Annotated in this window: 13 protein-coding genes; 9 read left to right on the top strand and 4 right to left on the bottom strand. The window is 65.8% G+C overall.

The features are described from left to right. The first annotated feature begins 6 nt into the window (after window positions 1-6). On the top strand, window positions 7-3288 hold the full coding sequence (locus VEI45_RS20390) for an error-prone DNA polymerase (protein WP_324856342.1): 3282 nt from the start codon (window positions 7-9) through the stop codon (window positions 3286-3288). Between the two features lie 65 nt (window positions 3289-3353). Continuing rightward, window positions 3354-3998, top strand: coding sequence for a nitroreductase family protein (locus VEI45_RS20385; RefSeq protein WP_324856341.1), 645 nt, complete (start codon window positions 3354-3356; stop codon window positions 3996-3998). Window positions 3999-4055: 57 nt separating this feature from the next. On the opposite strand, the gene VEI45_RS20380 is transcribed toward VEI45_RS20385, so the two are convergent. Beyond that, the gene (locus tag VEI45_RS20380) at window positions 4056-4550 is read right to left on the bottom strand and encodes a tRNA (cytidine(34)-2'-O)-methyltransferase (RefSeq protein ID WP_324856340.1); all 495 of its coding nucleotides are present in this window, start codon (window positions 4548-4550) and stop codon (window positions 4056-4058) included. A gap of 239 nt (window positions 4551-4789) precedes the next feature. Between VEI45_RS20380 and VEI45_RS20375 the strand changes: the two genes are divergently transcribed. Genes VEI45_RS20375 through VEI45_RS20360 form a run of 4 tightly spaced genes read left to right on the top strand, consistent with a single transcriptional unit; the run spans window position 4790 to window position 9100 of the window. Beyond that, on the top strand, window positions 4790-7642 hold the full coding sequence (locus VEI45_RS20375; RefSeq protein WP_414687545.1) for a sensor histidine kinase: 2853 nt from the start codon (window positions 4790-4792) through the stop codon (window positions 7640-7642). Continuing rightward, window positions 7639-8124 carry a roadblock/LC7 domain-containing protein gene (locus VEI45_RS20370; RefSeq protein ID WP_324856339.1) on the top strand — a complete coding sequence of 162 codons (486 nt, stop codon included), beginning with the start codon at window positions 7639-7641 and terminating at the stop codon, window positions 8122-8124. Before VEI45_RS20375 ends, VEI45_RS20370 begins: the two co-directional genes overlap by 4 nt. Window positions 8125-8130: 6 nt before the next feature. Continuing rightward, window positions 8131-8514, top strand: coding sequence for a DUF742 domain-containing protein (locus VEI45_RS20365; RefSeq protein WP_324856338.1), 384 nt, complete (start codon window positions 8131-8133; stop codon window positions 8512-8514). Beyond that, window positions 8495-9100 carry an ATP/GTP-binding protein gene (locus VEI45_RS20360; protein WP_324856337.1) on the top strand — a complete coding sequence of 202 codons (606 nt, stop codon included), beginning with the start codon at window positions 8495-8497 and terminating at the stop codon, window positions 9098-9100. The genes VEI45_RS20365 and VEI45_RS20360 overlap by 20 nt, the downstream gene beginning before the upstream one ends. Window positions 9101-9113: 13 nt before the next feature. On the opposite strand, the gene VEI45_RS20355 is transcribed toward VEI45_RS20360, so the two are convergent. Then, a complete protein-coding gene (locus VEI45_RS20355) occupies window positions 9114-11732 on the bottom strand; it encodes an FHA domain-containing protein (RefSeq protein WP_324856336.1) in 2619 nt (872 codons plus the stop codon). Window positions 11733-11810: 78 nt separating this feature from the next. Then, on the bottom strand, window positions 11811-13016 hold the full coding sequence (locus VEI45_RS20350; protein ID WP_324856335.1) for an NADH:flavin oxidoreductase: 1206 nt from the start codon (window positions 13014-13016) through the stop codon (window positions 11811-11813). A 26-nt stretch (window positions 13017-13042) separates the two neighbouring features. Between VEI45_RS20350 and VEI45_RS20345 the strand changes: the two genes are divergently transcribed. Next, the gene (locus VEI45_RS20345; RefSeq protein WP_324856334.1) at window positions 13043-13888 is read left to right on the top strand and encodes a bifunctional methylenetetrahydrofolate dehydrogenase/methenyltetrahydrofolate cyclohydrolase; all 846 of its coding nucleotides are present in this window, start codon (window positions 13043-13045) and stop codon (window positions 13886-13888) included. Beyond that, window positions 13885-14166, top strand: coding sequence for a DUF3017 domain-containing protein (locus VEI45_RS20340; protein ID WP_414687544.1), 282 nt, complete (start codon window positions 13885-13887; stop codon window positions 14164-14166). The genes VEI45_RS20345 and VEI45_RS20340 overlap by 4 nt, the downstream gene beginning before the upstream one ends. Here the strand turns inward: VEI45_RS20340 and VEI45_RS20335 are convergent. Continuing rightward, a complete protein-coding gene (locus VEI45_RS20335; protein WP_324856332.1) occupies window positions 14163-14591 on the bottom strand; it encodes a DUF732 domain-containing protein in 429 nt (142 codons plus the stop codon). The genes VEI45_RS20340 and VEI45_RS20335 overlap by 4 nt on opposite strands. 173 nt (window positions 14592-14764) lie before the next feature. Between VEI45_RS20335 and VEI45_RS20330 the strand changes: the two genes are divergently transcribed. After that, a partial coding sequence (locus VEI45_RS20330) for an FAD-binding oxidoreductase (protein ID WP_324856331.1) occupies window positions 14765-15984 on the top strand: 1220 nt, incomplete at its 3' end.

Genomic DNA, 15984 nt, shown 5'->3' with positions numbered 1-15984 from the left:
GGTCGCGTGGGTTTCAGTAATGGTCCGCCGGGCTGGGCGGAAATGGAGCGGGTGCTCTCCGGTAAGCCGCGCCGTTCCGGCACGCCATCTGTGTGGGGATCGGCCGACGATGTCCCATTGTCTCGCAAGCGGGTGAGCTACCACCCGCCGGACGATAACCGGGCGGTTCGCTCGTCCGTCCCGTACGCCGAGTTGCACACGCATTCGGCGTTCAGCTTCCTCGACGGGGCCAGCACGCCGGAGGAGCTGGTCGAAGAGGCGGTGCTGCTGGATCTGCGCGCCATCGCGCTGACCGACCATAACGGCCTCTATGGGGCGGTGCGGTTCGCGGAAGCGGCCACGGAATTGGACATGAGTACCGTATTCGGCGCCGAACTCTCGTTAGGGCCCGGTGCCCGGACCGACGACCCGGATCCGGCGGGCCCGCATCTGCTGGTGCTGGCTCGCGGCCCGGAAGGCTATCGACGATTGTCGCGGCAACTGGCCGTGGCTCATCTGGCCGGCGGCGAGAAAGGCAAGCTGCGCTTCGATTTCGGTGCGCTTGCCGATGCAGCGGGTGGGCACTGGCATATCTTGACCGGTTGTCGTAAAGGTCATGTCCGCGCCGCGCTGGCCACCGGCGGGCCGGATGCGGCCTCGGCGGCGTTGGCGGATCTGGTGGACCGGTTCGGGCGGAGGCGGGTCAGCGTCGAGCTGACCCAGCACGGCCATCCGCTCGACGACGAAGTCAACGCCGAATTAGCCGAACTGGCAATGCGATTCGGTCTCCAATGTGTCGCCACCACCGGCGCGCATTTCGCCGCGCCGTCGCGCCGTCGGCTGGCGATGGCCATGGGTGCGATACGAGCCAGGCAGTCGCTGGACGAAGCGGCCGGCTGGCTGGCCGCGCTGGGCGGTTCCCACCTGCGGTCGGGTGATGAGATGGCGCGGCTGTTCGCGCAGCGGCCCGACGTGGTGACCGCCGCGGCCGAACTCGGCGAGCAGTGCGCCTTCGGCCTGGCGCTCATCGCCCCGCAGCTGCCGCCGTTCGACGTCCCGCCCGGCCATACCGAGGACAGTTGGTTGCGCGAACTGGCGATGGCGGGTGCGGAGCGCCGCTACGGGCCGCGAGCACGGGCGCGGCAAGCGTATGCCCAGATCGAGCACGAGTTGGAAATCATTGCACAGCTGACATTTCCGGGCTATTTCCTGGTGGTCTACGACATCACCCGATTCTGCCGGGAGAACAACATCCTGTGTCAGGGCAGGGGATCGGCGGCCAACTCGGCGGTCTGTTATGCCCTCGGTGTCACCGCGGTCGATCCGGTGGCCAACGAGCTGTTGTTCGAGCGTTTCCTGTCGCCGGCCCGCGACGGGCCACCCGATATTGACATCGACATCGAGTCGGATCAGCGCGAAAAGGTCATCCAGTACGTCTATGACAAATACGGCCGTGACTACGCCGCCCAGGTTGCCAACGTGATCACCTACCGCAGTCGGATCGCGGTGCGCGACATGGCCCGTGCGCTGGGATTCTCACAGGGACAGCAGGACGCGTGGAGCAAGCAGATCAGCCACTGGAGTGGACGACCGTCGGATGTCGACGACATCCCCGAGCAGGTCATCGACCTGGCCACCCAGATCCAGAATCTGCCGCGGCACATGGGCATCCACTCCGGTGGCATGGTCATCTGCGACCGCCCTATCGCCGATGTCTGCCCGGTGGAATGGGCGCGCATGGAAAACCGCAGCGTGCTGCAGTGGGACAAAGACGACTGCGCGGCAATCGGTTTGGTGAAATTCGATCTGCTCGGGCTGGGCATGCTCTCGGCGTTGCACTACGCCATCGACCTGCTGGCCGAACACAAAGGCATCGAGGTCGACCTGGCCACGTTGGACCTGTCCGAGTCGGCGGTGTACGAAATGCTGGCCCGCGCCGATTCCGTCGGGGTTTTCCAGGTGGAGTCCCGCGCGCAGATGGCCACCCTGCCGCGGCTGCGGCCGAGGGTGTTCTACGACCTGGTGGTCGAAGTTGCGCTGATCCGTCCCGGACCCATCCAGGGCGGCTCGGTGCACCCGTACATCCGGCGGCGCAATGGCGTCGACCCGGTCGTCTACGACCATCCATCGATGGAGCCGGCGTTACGGAAGACGTTGGGAGTGCCGTTGTTTCAGGAACAGCTGATGCAGCTCGCGGTGGACTGTGCCGGCTTTTCCGCTGCCGAGGCCGATCAGCTGCGGCGCGCCATGGGCTCCAAGCGGTCGACCGAGCGTATGCAACGGCTGCGCGGCCGGTTCTACGACGGCATGCGTGCGCTGCACGGTGCCACCGACGAGGTGATCGACCGCACCTACGAAAAGCTGGAGGCATTCGCCAATTTCGGCTTTCCGGAAAGCCACGCGCTGAGCTTCGCATCGTTGGTGTTCTATTCGTCGTGGTTCAAGCTGCATCACCCGGCGGCGTTCTGTGCGGCGCTGCTGCGCGCGCAGCCGATGGGCTTCTATTCGCCGCAGTCGCTGGTGGCCGACACCCGCAGGCACGGTGTAACGGTGCACGGCCCCGACGTCAATGCCAGCCTGGCGCACGCCACTCTGGAAAACGCCGGAATGGAAGTCCGGCTGGGGCTGGGCGGCGTCCGTCATATCGGCGATGACCTGGCGGAAAAGGTGGTTGAGGAACGAAAAGCCCACGGCCCCTTCGCTTCTCTGCTGGATTTGACGTCCCGGGTGCAGCTTTCCGTGCCGCAGACCGAAGCGCTGGCCACCGCAGGAGCGCTGAGCTGCTTCGGGGTATCGCGGCGCGAGGCGCTATGGGCGGCCGGGGCGGCCGCCACCCAACGGCCGGATCGCTTACCAGGGGTGGGCTCGTCGTCGCACATCCCGGTGTTACCCGCGATGAGCGAGCTGGAATTGGCCGTCGCCGATGTGTGGGCCACCGGCATCTCCCCGGACAGCTATCCGACCCAGTTCCTGCGGTCGGATTTAGATGAGATGGGGGTGTTGCCCGCTGAGGCCCTGCTGTCGGTGCCCGACGGCGACCGCGTGCTGATCGCCGGGGCGGTCACCCATCGCCAGCGGCCGGGGACAGCCCAGGGCGTGACGTTTATCAACCTCGAAGACGAGACCGGGATGGTCAACGTGCTGTGCACACCGGGGGTATGGGCGCGACACCGCAAGCTGGCGCAGACAGCGTCGGCGCTGCTGATTCGGGGTCAGGTCCAAAATGCCAGTGGCGCAGTCACCGTCGTGGCAGAGCGGTTGGCCAAGCTCACCCTGAAGATCGGATCGAAGTCCCGCGATTTTCGGTGATCGAGGGTGACGTCCATCAATTCGGCCCGGGAAGGATCGGGGCGAAGCGACTGTTACTTTCGGGCATGACCTTGAACTTGTCTGTCGACGAAGTCCTCACCACCACCCGATCGGTTCGCAAGCGCCTCGATTTCGATAAGCCGGTATCCCGCGAAGTACTGATGGAATGCCTCGAATTGGCGCTGCAGGCGCCCACTGGTTCCAACTCACAGGGCTGGCAGTGGGTGTTCGTCGAGGACTCCGACAAGAAGAAGGCCATCGGCGACGTCTACCTGGCTAATGCCCGTGCCTACCTCGGCTCGGCGTCAGCCGAGTACCCCGAGGGCGACACCCGCGGTGAGCGGATGGGCGCCGTCCGGGATTCCGCGACCTATCTTGCCGAGCACATGCACCAGGCGCCGGTCCTGCTGATCCCCTGCATCGAGGGCCGAGAGGACAGCTCGCCGCTGGGCGGCGCCTCGTTCTGGGCGTCGCTGTTCCCGGCGGTCTGGAGTTTCTGTCTGGCGCTGCGCTCGCGCGGATTGGGCTCTTGCTGGACGACGCTGCACCTGGTTCGTGACGGTGAGAAAGAAGTAGCCGAGGTGCTGGGCATTCCCTATGAGCAGTACAGCCAGGGTGGGCTGTTTCCAATCGCCTACACCAAGGGCACGGATTTCCGGCCCGCCAAGCGGTTGCCCGCCGACAGCCTCACACACTGGAACGCCTGGTAGTTCGGCCTGGTAGTTGAATTGCCCGCCTCGCCCCCGCAAGCGGGCGGTACCCCCACCTCAGGACGCTCCGCGTCCTGCATCGTCAGCGCGCGCCGCCCCAGCGAACCCCTGCTGACGCCACGCCTCGTAGACGGCGACCGCGGCGGCGTTGGACAAATTGAGTGAGCGTCGTCCGGTCAGCATCGGGATGCGGACGCGGTCGGTGATGTGACCGTCGGCCAGCGTCGTCGAGTCCAGTCCGGTCGGCTCGGGGCCGAACATCAATACGTCGCCGGCCTGATAGCTGACGTCGGTGAACAACGACGTCGCATGTGCGGTGAAGGCGAACACCCGCTGCGGCGACAGCGCCTTCCAGGCGGCGTCAAGTGACGTGTGCACGGTGACCGAAGCCAGGTCGTGGTAGTCCAGCCCGGCGCGGCGCAGCTTGGGTTCGGACAGGTCGAAGCCGAGCGGCTCGACGAGATGCAGTTCGGTGCCAGTGGCCGCCGCAGTCCGGATTGCATTGCCCGTATTGGGCGCGATACGCGGCGAGTAAAACAGCAGCCGGAACATCTGTCGATCATGACAGTTGTCGTCGAAGAATTTGCTCAGCTATGCTTCGCGGTGCCTGGCACGAGTCGGCGAACTCTGTCTGTTCAGTAAGAATTGTGGTTTCCATAGCCGCAGGCTGGCATACTCGCAGAATTGCCAGGCGTATATCGCCCGGGGTGGGTGTAATCAGCAGGAAGTCTCATGAACGACGCGCCAACACTGCATATCATCGGAGCGGTCGCCCGCACGGACGTAGGCCGGTGACCATGTTTGCCCGCGCGACACGGGCGATTCTGCCGACCGAAAGTCACATCGCGGACAGCAACGGCGCCGAGTCCTCATCGGCTAAACGACCGGCGTCATGGTCGCCCCGAAATTGGCCGGTGCGGTGGAAAGTCGTGGCCATTGTCGTTGTCCCTTCGGTGCTGGCGATGGTTTTCGGGGGATTCCGCATCGCGAGTGCGTTGACCGACGCGCACGACCTCCGGTTGGCCGCCGATCGCGCCGAGGTGGTTCCGGCCATTGCCAACTACATGTCGGCGCTCGATGTCGCATTGCTCGCAAGCCCGACCGGAGGCGACGTCGAGGGCGTGAAGAAGAATTACGACGCGCGCAAACATGAGCTGCAGGCCCGGCTGGCGGAAACCGACGTTGCCGCCGATGTGGGGGCAGGGGTCAACGCCATGCTGAGCGGCGGGCAGGCGTTGCTGGACGCGGTCGCGTCGAACGCCATCGGTTTGCGGGAGCGAGTGTCCACCTACGCCCCGATCTTGTTGACCGCCGAGAACGCGATCGACGGATCGGTACGCGTCGACAACGTGCGAATCCGGGCTGCGGCTCAGGGACTGAGCCGCGCGATCGGGGCCCGCGGCCAGATGATGATGCAGCAGCTGCTGATCACCCGCGGCGCCGACCTGCCCGAGCCTGAGCTGCGCACGTCGATGATCACTTTGGCCGGCACCGAGCCGTCGACGCTGTTCGGAATGGCTGAGGTGCTCGGTGTCGGCTCAGCGGAAGCCAAGACGCTGCAGCAGCAGATGGTCACCCGGCTGGCGATCATGTCCGATCCGACCACTCTGCTGGTCAACAACCCGGCGCTGCTTCGCTCGGTACAGACCACCGATGGGATCGCCGCCGAGGTGATCAAGGGCACCACCGCGTCGGTGACGAAATCCGTGCAGGACCTGGCCCGCAACCGGCGCGACGCCGCGATCCGCGACACCGTCGTCGTGCTGGCAGCCGTCGTCGCCGCACTCGCCATCGTGCTGCTGGTGGCGCGCTCGCTGGTCCAGCCGCTGCGCATGCTGCGGGACAGCGCTTTGAAGGTCGCTCACAAAGATCTCGACCGTGAGATCTCCCGCGTTCGGGCCGGTGACGAACAGCCTCCTGAGCCGCTGCCGGTGCACACCACCGAAGAAATCGGTCAGGTCGCGCACGCGGTCGACGAATTGCACACCCAGGCGCTGCTATTGGCTGGTGACGAGGCCCGACTGCGGCTGTTGGTCAATGACATGTTCGAGACCATGTCACGGCGAAACCGTTCACTGGTCGACCAGCAGCTCGCGCTGATCGACCGGCTGGAGCGCAACGAGGAGGATCCCGATCGCCTCGACAGCCTGTTCCGCCTCGACCACCTGGCTGCCCGGATGCGCCGCAACGGTGCCAACCTGCTGGTGCTGTCGGGCGCACAGAGCTCGCGGGGAGACCAACGCGGAGCGGTGCCGTTGTCGTCGGCCATCAACGCTGCGACCTCCGAAGTCGAGGACTATCGCCGAGTCGAGACGTCGATGGTGCCCGACTGCGCGATCAACGGCACCGCCGCCGGCGATATCATTCATCTCCTTGCCGAGTTGATCGACAACGCGTTGCGCTACTCATCGCCCGCGTCGCCGGTCCGGGTCTCGGCCTCACGGCGCAGCGACGGGGCGGTTCTGCTCAAGATCCTCGATGCCGGGCTGGGCATGACCGACGGTGACCGACGCATCGCCAACATGCGGCTGCGCGCCGGTGGAGAGGCCACGCCGGACAGCGCCCGCCACATGGGTCTTTTCGTGGTCGGCCGACTGGCCGACCGACACGGCATCCGGGTGCGGCTGCGCGGTTTGTCGACCGAGCAAGCACGGTCGGGTACGACGGCGGAGGTGTATCTGCCGGCGGCGTTGTTGGCCGGTGCGGACGACGGGTACACTACGCCGCGCGAAGCAGCGCCGGTGCGCCCAGACGTCTCGGTCCCGGCCGATCACTCGCCGGCGCCGGATTACGGCGATACTCCAGACGTCGTTGCGCTGGCGGATACGCCCAAGCGCAACGGCTCGCATTCGACCGAATCGCCGATCACGTTGTTGCCGCGGCGCAGCCCCGGATCCAGCGGCATCACCGGTGTCCCGGCCGACCGACCGGATCCGCCGTCACGGCGCGAATCACCGCCGCACCGGTGGGAAAAGGTAGTTGAGCCGACTACAGAAATCCCGGAAACCCCTGCGGATCAACCGGTTTCGAACACGTCGTCGTTCTTCGGACCACGGGCGCGATTCACCCGCCAGCAACCCCCCAAAGCGGAGCCCGTCGAGCCGGAGCCGGTCGCGGCGGAGCCGGCAGCTCAGTCCGAGCCGCAGCAGATCGACGATGCCTGGCCCGCTGAAGCCGAAGCCGCCGCGACGACGAGCGAGCCGCCGGAGTCCGATGTGATTTACCAGCGGATGCTTTCCGAGTTCCTGGTTGACCCGCACGACTTGGGCCGTAGCGCCGATTTGGATTGGAAGTCGGTTTGGGACCACGGTTGGTCAGCGGCCGCCGAGGTCGAAAATGTGCCCGTGCAAGCCCACACCGACCACGGCCTGCCGGTACGTGACCCGGGTGCCCGGCTGGTGCCGGGTGGCGCCGGTCCCGAGCACAATGGCATTGCGGGCGTCGCCCACGACCGGGCAGCCGAGGACAATGGAGCGGCATCGAACGGAGGATTTCCATCCGGCCCCACCGACCGCAAATCGGCCCATGAGGCACCGATGCGAGACCCGGAAGCGATCCGCGCCTCGATGAGCAGCCATTTCGGCGGCGTGCGCGCCGGACGATCGCATGCCCGCGATACGGATCAAGGACCCGATCACGAATGACTTCTGCTTTCGATGGCTACGATTCGGCCCGCTCGGACAGCTCCCTGGATTGGCTGGTGTCGAACTTCGCTCGCGAGGTTTCCGGGGTGTCGCACGCAGTACTGGTATCCGTCGACGGGCTGCTGATCGCGGCCAGCGAGCACCTGCCGCAGGAGCGGGCGGATCAGCTCGCCGCGGTTTCGTCAGGTCTGGCGAGCTTGGCCACCGGCGCCGCCCAGTTGTTTGACGGTGGCCAGGTGCTGCAGTCGGTGGTGGAGATGGAAAACGGCTACCTGTTGCTGATGCGGGTCGGTGACGGCTCGCATCTGGCAACGCTGGCCGCGACGTCTTGTGATATCGGTCAGATCGGTTACGAGATGGCCGTCCTTGTCGAACGGGTGGGCAACGTCGTGCAGTCGACCCGACGTGCTTCGTCCGATCACTCGGCGTCTCCTCGGGCCGCGTCACGGCCCGCGTCGTCGCCGACCGCGTCGCACTCGTGAGTCGCGATGGACAGTCGCGAGCCACTGGGGCCGGAGTCACCCGCAGCTGAGGCGAGCCTGGTCCGTCCTTACACTTTGACGGCCGGGCGGACCAGGGGGAGCGTCGAGCTTCCGCTCGAAGCGCCGGTGCAGACGTTGCAGTCGGCGCTTTTTCACCGATGGCCACCCAACGACGTGCGAGGCAGGATCGTTCAACTGTGTGTCAAGAGCCCATCCGTTGCCGAGATCTCGGCCCGGTTGGATTTGCCGCTCGGTGTCACGCGCGTGTTGGTCGGCGATCTCGTGACTTCGGGCTACCTTCGAGTGAACCGGACGTTGACCGACCGCTCGACGCGCGATGAACGCCGCGAACTCATAGGAAGGACGCTCCGTGGCCTACGAGCCCTCTGAGCGAAACGCCCAACCCAATCGGAAGGCCCGAGATACCGCGTCGACGAAGATCGTCATCGCGGGCGGGTTCGGTGCCGGAAAGACGACGTTCGTCGGCGCGGTGTCGGAGATCATGCCACTGCGAACTGAGGCAATGGTCACCGACGCCTCCGCAGGCGTAGACATGGTGGAAGCTACCCCGGACAAACGGACCACCACGGTAGCGATGGACTTCGGCCGGATCACGTTGGACGAGGATCTGGTGCTTTATCTGTTCGGTACTCCAGGGCAGCGCCGATTCTGGTTCATGTGGGACGACTTGGTGCGCGGCGCGATCGGCGCGGTGGTCCTGGTGGACTGTCGGCGCCTCCAGGACAGCTTCGCCGCGGTCGACTTCTTCGAACACCGCAACCTGCCATTCCTCATCGCGGTAAACGAGTTCGACGGCGCCCCAACGTATCCCGTTGGCGAGGTACGCAAAGCGCTTACCCTGGCCGAACACGTCCCGGTCATCAACATCGATGCCCGCGACCGCAGATCGGCGACCGATGCACTGATCGCGGTCAGCGAGTACGCGCTGGCAAGCTTGATGCCCGCCGGCGGCTGAAGGCTGTGAGGCGTCAGCGCTTGAGCCGGATGTTCCAGCGCACGTAGCACGCGTAGAACACCGACAGCAGCGCGAGCATCGCCATGTCGAAGAGATAGATGTGCTTCGAGTGCTGCCACAGTGGGTCATTCGTCGGAATTTGCTTGACTTTGACCAGGTCCGGGAAGTCGATCGACGATGCTCCCGCGGCGTAACCCCACCGTCCCGGCGTCACCCAGGACAGCTGATTAAGACCCGCCCGGCCGGTCACCGGGATCATCCCGCCGGCAAGTACGAGCTGCGACATGATCGACACCACCAGCAGCGGCATGATCTGCTCGTTTGACTGCGCCACCGCCGACAACAGCAGGCCCAGGATCGCCGACGCGACGCAGGTGCCGGCGACGGTGACAAACAGCGAGAAGGTCGAATTGTCGAAGAACGGGGGATGCGCTGTGGGCGCACCCTTGCCGAGTCTGACGATAAAGGTTGCGATGGCCGCTTGGACGGTCGCGAAAACAAAGAAGACGAAGACCTTGGCCATCAGGTACGCCGTGGTGGACAGGCCGACCGCCTGTTCCCTGCGGAAGATCGGACGCTCGCCGATCAGGTCGCGAATGGTCAACGCCGTGCCCATGAAGACGGCGCCGATGTTGAGCAGGACCATGATGTACTGCGGCTGGGTAGGTGCGAGGCCGAGCGGGTCGGCGGGACCGAGTCCCGGTTTGGGCCCTTTCACGGTCAGCGACAGCGCGCCGATCAGGAACGGCAGTAACGCCAGGAACACCGAGTAGCCGCGATCGGAGACGACGAGTCGGACCTGACGGCGCGCAATCGTGGAGAACTGGCGCACCAGGTCGGTGTGCATTGGTTCACCCAGGTCTGCCGGGCTTTCCGGAACCGGGGCTTCGGAAAGCCTCTTGCCGTCGCGTTCTATGAAGCGGCGGTTGGCTTCGTCGGGATCGGCGCCCACGTTGGCGAAGATGTCCGCCCAGTTGGTGGTTCCTAACGCCGCACCCACCTGACTGGGCGGCCCGTTGAAGGCGGTCTTGCCGCCGGGGGCGATTAGCAGGATTTGATCGCAGACGTCGAGGTAGGACACCGAGTGCGTGACCACCAGCACCACGCGACCGGCGTCGGCGAGCTGCCGCAACATCAGCATGACCTGACGGTCCAGCGCCGGGTCCAGACCGGACGTCGGCTCGTCGAGGAGCAGCAGCGACGGTTGAGTGAGCAGTTCCAGTGCCACCGACGCGCGTTTGCGCTGCCCGCCGGAGAGCTTGTCGACCCGGGTATCGGCGTGTTTGGTCAGGTCGAGTTCCTCGAGCACCTGTGCGACCACCTGAGCGCGCTCTTGTTTGCTGGTGTCGGGCGGTAGCCGTAGCTCGGCGGCGTAGCCCAGCGCCTGGTTCACTGTCAGCTGGCGGTGAACCACGTCGTCCTGCGGGACCATCCCGATCCTGCTGCGCATGGTCGCGTACTCGGCGTGGATGTTGTGGCCCTCGAAGGTGACCGACCCGGCGCTGGGGCGGGTGTATCCGGCGATCAGCCGCGACAGTGTGGTCTTGCCCGCACCGGATCCCCCGATGATCGCGGTCAGCGTGCCCGGTCGGGCGGTCAGCGAGATGTTGTCCAGCAGTTCCTTGCCGTCGATCTTGAAGTGCACGCCGTTGACCTCGAGGCCGCCGGTGCGGGTGGCGGCCTCGGTGCGGCGGATCAGGTTGCCGTCGGTGAAAACCAGGTCGACGTTGCCGATCGTGATCACGTCGCCCTCGTTCAGCACCGCCGAGCCGACGCGCACGCCGTTGACGAATGTGCCATTGACGCTGTGCGCGTCGCGGATCTCAGTGCCGAGCGGAGACTGGATCAGGAACGCGTGATGGCGCGACGCAAGCACATCCTGGATGACGATGTCGTTGTCGTTGGCGCGGCCGATGGTGGCCGATCCCGGCGGCTTCTGCGGTGTGCCGGATCCGGGAAGAATTGCCTGGATCATCTTGGTGGCGAGGTTGCCCACCTCGGGCGGTTTGCTGGCCGGCGGAGCCAATTGAGTTTTCGGCCGGAGGTTCGGCGGCGGCGCTGACGGGGGTTGCCGGTTCAGCGGCGGTGGTTGTTGCGGATAGACCGGCGGACGTTGGCCCCCGGCGCCCTGATACATCGGCTGCGGTGGTGCCGGAGGGGCGCCCGGATACGGTCGTGATTGTCCCGCTGCCGGCGGCCGGAGCACGCCCGCCGGCGGCCCGGCTGCCGGGCGTGCCGGCGGCGGGTGCGCCGACCGCGCGGCTGCTGACCGTTGGACGGCGCGCATCGACGCGGTTTGCGGCGGCCGGCCGGCCGCCCCCGCGTGGTGACCGATCTCGAAAGCAAGCTGCGGCCCGTCAGGATTGCCGATGTTGATGGTCTGGCCGTCGTGGATGTCGACCACCGGCACCCGACGCCCGTTGACATAGGTCCCGTTCAACGACCCGTTGTCGATGGCGAGCCAACGCCCTTGGTCGAAGCGCAGCAGTAGATGCGCCCGCGAGATGAGTGGGTGCGTGATGCGCATGTCGGCGCGCAGATCGCGCCCGACGACCACGTCATGACCTGCTGCGAAGGTGCGTTGAGATCCGTCATGTCGGACTGTCAGCACGGGCGGTGCTGCTCGACTCATCGCCCCAACCTTAGCTGCTTGGCTCACTGCACCGACTGTATCGGCTGCTGCACAATCGGCTCAGAACGACACGGACCGTCAGCGGACGGTGTCGGGCGCGCCGGTTACCACACAGCGGGTGCGGGTGTAGATGGTCGGCATGCACCGGTTGCAGTGCGTGCACGCCGAATGCACGGTGTGCGCGGCACCGTCGGCGGCGATCCGGTTGATCAGATCGGGCTCGGCCAGCAGGGCCCGGCCCATCGCAACGAAGTCGAATCCCTCCGCCATGGCCAGGTCCATCGTTTCCCGGTTGGTAATGCCGCCGAGCAGAATCAGCGGCAGTGTCAGCTCGGCGCGGAACAGCTTGGCATCGCGCAGCAGATAGGCCTCATGGTAGGGGTACTCGCGGAGGAACTTCTTGCCCGTCATCCGCATACCCCAGCGCAGCGGCGGATTGAAGGCGGCAGCGAATTCTTTCAGTGGAGCGTCGCCGCGGAATAAATACATCGGATTGACCAGCGAGCTGCCGGCGGTCAGTTCAATCGCGTCCAGCCCGCCGTCGTCCTGCAACCACTTGGCGGTGGTCAGCGCCTCGTCGACGCTGATCCCGCCGCGCACCCCGTCGGCCATATTGAGCTTGGCGGTCACCGCGATCGGCGTTCCCTCGTTATCCACCGCACGGCGAACGGCCATCACGATCCCGCGGGCGACCTTGGCTCGGTTCTCCAGCGATCCGCCGAACTCGTCGTTGCGGCGATTGATCAACGGAGACAGAAAGGAACTCGCCAAATAGTTGTGGCCCAAATGGATTTCGACCGCATCGAAGCCTGCTTCGATGGCGAATCGGGCGGCCTTTGCGTGTGCGGCGATAACGTCGTCGATGTCGTCGCGGGTCGCCTTCTTGGCGAATCGCATGCCGATCGGGTTGAAGAACCGCACCGGGGCCAAGGCGGTGGCCTTGTTGGAGCGAGCATTCGCGACCGGGCCGGCGTGGCCGATCTGTGCGCTCACCGCCGCGCTTTCGGCGTGGATCGCGTCGGTGAGCCGACGGAACCCGGGCACGGCCTCCGAGCGCATCCAGATCCCGTTGCCTTCGGTGCGGCCGCCCCGGGAGACCGCGCAGTAGGCGACCGTGGTCATGCCGACGCCGCCGGCGGCCGGGAGTCGGTGGTACTCGATCAAGTCGTCGGTCACCAGCGCGTTGGGCGTACGCGCCTCGAATGTCGCCGACTTGATGGTGCGGTTGCGCAGGGTGATCGGGCCCAGCTTGGCAGGGCTCAGCACGTCCGGAGGGCTAGACATAACGGGAGCGTGCCAGACTGTGAGACGTGGGCGCAATCACGTTGGACGGCAAAGTCACGCGCGACGAGATTTTCGTCGACCTGAAGCAACGGGTAGCGGCTTTGACCGCTTCAGGGCGGACGCCTGGCCTGGGCACGATCCTGGTCGGCGATGACCCGGGGTCGCAAGCCTACGTCCGCGGAAAGCATTCCGACTGCGCCAAGGTCGGCATCACCTCGCTACGCCGCGACCTGCCCGCCGATATCGGCCAGGCGAAGCTCGATGAGACCATCGACGAACTCAATGCGAACCCCGAGTGCACCGGTTACATCGTGCAGTTACCGCTGCCGAAACAACTGGACGAGAACGCCGCGCTGGAGCGCGTCGACCCGGACAAGGATGCCGACGGATTGCACCCGACCAATCTGGGTCGGCTGGTGCTGGGTACCCCGGCGCCGCTGCCGTGCACGGCGCGCGGCATCGTGCACCTGTTGCGCCGCTTCGACGTCGAGATCGCCGGCGCCCACGTCGTGGTCATCGGTCGCGGTGTCACGGTCGGTCGCCCGCTGGGACTGATACTGACGCGCCGCTCGGAAAACGCCACCGTCACCTTGTGTCACACCGGAACTCGTGATCTGCCGGCGCTCACCAGGCAGGCCGACATCGTCGTGGCGGCTGTGGGGGTCCCGCATCTGCTCACCGCGGACATGGTGCGTCCCGGTGCCGCCGTCGTCGATGTCGGTGTCAGCCGGACCGACGATGGGCTGGTCGGCGACGTGCACCCGGATGTGTGGGAGGTCGCCGGTCACGTATCGCCGAATCCCGGTGGCGTCGGCCCGCTGACCCGCGCATTCCTGTTGACAAATGTCGTCGAATTGGCTGAACAGCAATGAATTTGCGTCAGCAGGTCCGCTCGCAGTGGCCAATCGTGACGGTAATGCTGATCTTTGCCGTGGCGTTCACGCTGGTGGCGGCGAACTTCTGGCGCCGCGGCTCGCTGTTGATCGGTATCGGGGTAGGGGTCGCCGCCGTGCTGCGGTTAGCGCTCACCGAAGACCAGGCCGGGCTTCTGGTGGTGCGCAGCAAGGGAATTGACTTCCCTACCATGGCGCTCGTCGCAGCAGGGATGGTATATATCGCCTGGACGATCGACCCGCTGGGTACGCGTTAGACCCCTGGGATCATCCCCGCCATGCCCGGGAGTTGCTGCAGACCAGACACGTTGCCGCCAAGTATGTTTGCCATCTCCTCGGGGCAGTACGTCTGTATCGCGATGGTGGTGAACAACTGAGCCATCTGTGGTGACATGCCTCGGTGAGAGATGCCCGACGCGGCAGCGGCGAAGCTGCCGCCGGGCTGGGCGAGCATCGGGCAGATGGACTGGCCCACCGCCATCGCGTTTCCCGGTTCGCCGTACTCGACGCCGGCATGGCTCAACGCGTCGATGAAGTCGTCGTCGTGCGGGTCCGCCTGCACTGGTGCCGAAAACAGCGCGGACGCCGCGATCAGACAGCCGGCGCCCAGCAGCAAACGAACGGTCAGTGGTTGGTTGTTAGAACGCCAAATCCGGTCGCGCGCGATCTCAAGTGTCGCCATGTCCTGCTCCTCACGTGGCGGGAGTGCAACCGCGGCACTCAAGAGTTCCGGTTAGAAACCCTCGTTTATCGCTGTCACGTTCACAACACGGTGAGGTTAAGGTTCGCGCACGTTTCAGTTATCCCGCGACACGTCATGCGGCACCGCGGTTCCCGTGATCGACAATGCGGGACGTGACGCGTGAGATCTCGCGCCAGACGTTTCTGCGGGGTGCCGTTGGAGCGTTAGCCGCCGGCGCCGTTTTCGGATCGGGCCAAGCCGGATCGGGTCGAGCCATTGCCGATCCGATTGCCTCCGGTTGGGGCCCGCTGGCTTCCGCCATCGGCGGGCAGGTAATACAACCGGACAACGGCCAATTCGCAACTGCCAAGCAGGTTTTCAACACCAACTACAACGGCTCGACGCCTGCGGTGATCGTCGTCCCGACATCGCCGGCGGACGTGCAAAAAGCGATGGCATTCGCTGCTGCCCACAACCTCAAGGTCGCTCCGCGCAGTGGTGGACACTCCTACGTGGGGGCCTCCACGGCCAACGGAACCATGGTGCTCGACCTGCGTCAGCTGCCTGGGGGGATCAGTTACGACGCCGCCACCGGGCAGGTCACCGTCACGCCGGCGACCAGTTTGTATGCGATGCACCAAGCGCTGGCTGCGGCCGGTCGGGGGATACCGACGGGTACCTGCCCGTCGGTCGGGGCCTCCGGGCACGCGCTGGGCGGTGGGCTGGGCGCCCATTCCCGGCACGCGGGCCTGATGTGTGACGCGTTGAGATCGGCGTCGGTGGTGCTGCCCAGCGGCCAGGTGGTCACCGCGTCTGCCGCCAACAACCCAGACCTGTTCTGGGCGTTACGCGGTGGCGGCGGTGGCAACTTCGGGGTGACCACCTCGCTGACCTTTGCCACGTTCCCCACCGGTGACGTCGACGTGGTGAACCTCAATTTCCCGCCGCAGTCGTTCGCCCAGGTTCTCGTCGGTTGGCAGAACTGGCTGCGGACCGCCGACCGAAGCAGCTGGGCACTGGCCGACGCCACCGTCGATGCGATGGGCACGCACTGTCGTATTCTTGCGACCTGCCCGGCCGGGTCGGGGAGCAGCATGTCGAACGCCATCGTTTCGGCCGTCGGAATGCAACCGACCGGTCGCGAGAACCATACGTTCAATTACCTGGACCTGGTGAACTATCTGGCCGTCGGGAACCTCAACCCGTCACCGCTGGGATATGTCGGCGGATCCGATGTCTTTTCGACGATCACTCCCGCCGCCGCGCAGGGGATCGCCTCGGCGGTCGACGCCTTTCCTCGTGGCGCGGGCCGCATGTTGGCGATCATGCACGCCCTCGACGGCGCCCTCGCCAGTGTGCCGTCGGGCGCCACAGCGTTCCCGTGGCGCCAGCA

Source organism: Mycobacterium sp. (genome assembly GCF_035623875.1).
GTDB lineage: Bacteria > Actinomycetota > Actinomycetes > Mycobacteriales > Mycobacteriaceae > Mycobacterium.
Note: the sequence above shows the minus strand (reverse complement) of the source record. Positions and strands in the feature narration are given on the sequence as shown.

Excerpts from the sequence above, each read along its gene's own strand:
- VEI45_RS20385 (WP_324856341.1), top strand. The coding sequence starts at position 3,354 with ATGACCTTGAACTTGTCTGTCGACGAAGTCCTCACCACCACCCGATCG.
- VEI45_RS20380 (WP_324856340.1), bottom strand. The coding sequence starts at position 4,550 with ATGTTCCGGCTGCTGTTTTACTCGCCGCGTATCGCGCCCAATACGGGC.
- VEI45_RS20370 (WP_324856339.1), top strand. The coding sequence starts at position 7,639 with ATGACTTCTGCTTTCGATGGCTACGATTCGGCCCGCTCGGACAGCTCC.
- VEI45_RS20365 (WP_324856338.1), top strand. The coding sequence starts at position 8,131 with ATGGACAGTCGCGAGCCACTGGGGCCGGAGTCACCCGCAGCTGAGGCG.
- VEI45_RS20355 (WP_324856336.1), bottom strand. The coding sequence starts at position 11,732 with ATGAGTCGAGCAGCACCGCCCGTGCTGACAGTCCGACATGACGGATCT.
- VEI45_RS20350 (WP_324856335.1), bottom strand. The coding sequence starts at position 13,016 with ATGTCTAGCCCTCCGGACGTGCTGAGCCCTGCCAAGCTGGGCCCGATC.
- VEI45_RS20340 (WP_414687544.1), top strand. The coding sequence starts at position 13,885 with ATGAATTTGCGTCAGCAGGTCCGCTCGCAGTGGCCAATCGTGACGGTA.
- VEI45_RS20335 (WP_324856332.1), bottom strand. The coding sequence starts at position 14,591 with ATGGCGACACTTGAGATCGCGCGCGACCGGATTTGGCGTTCTAACAAC.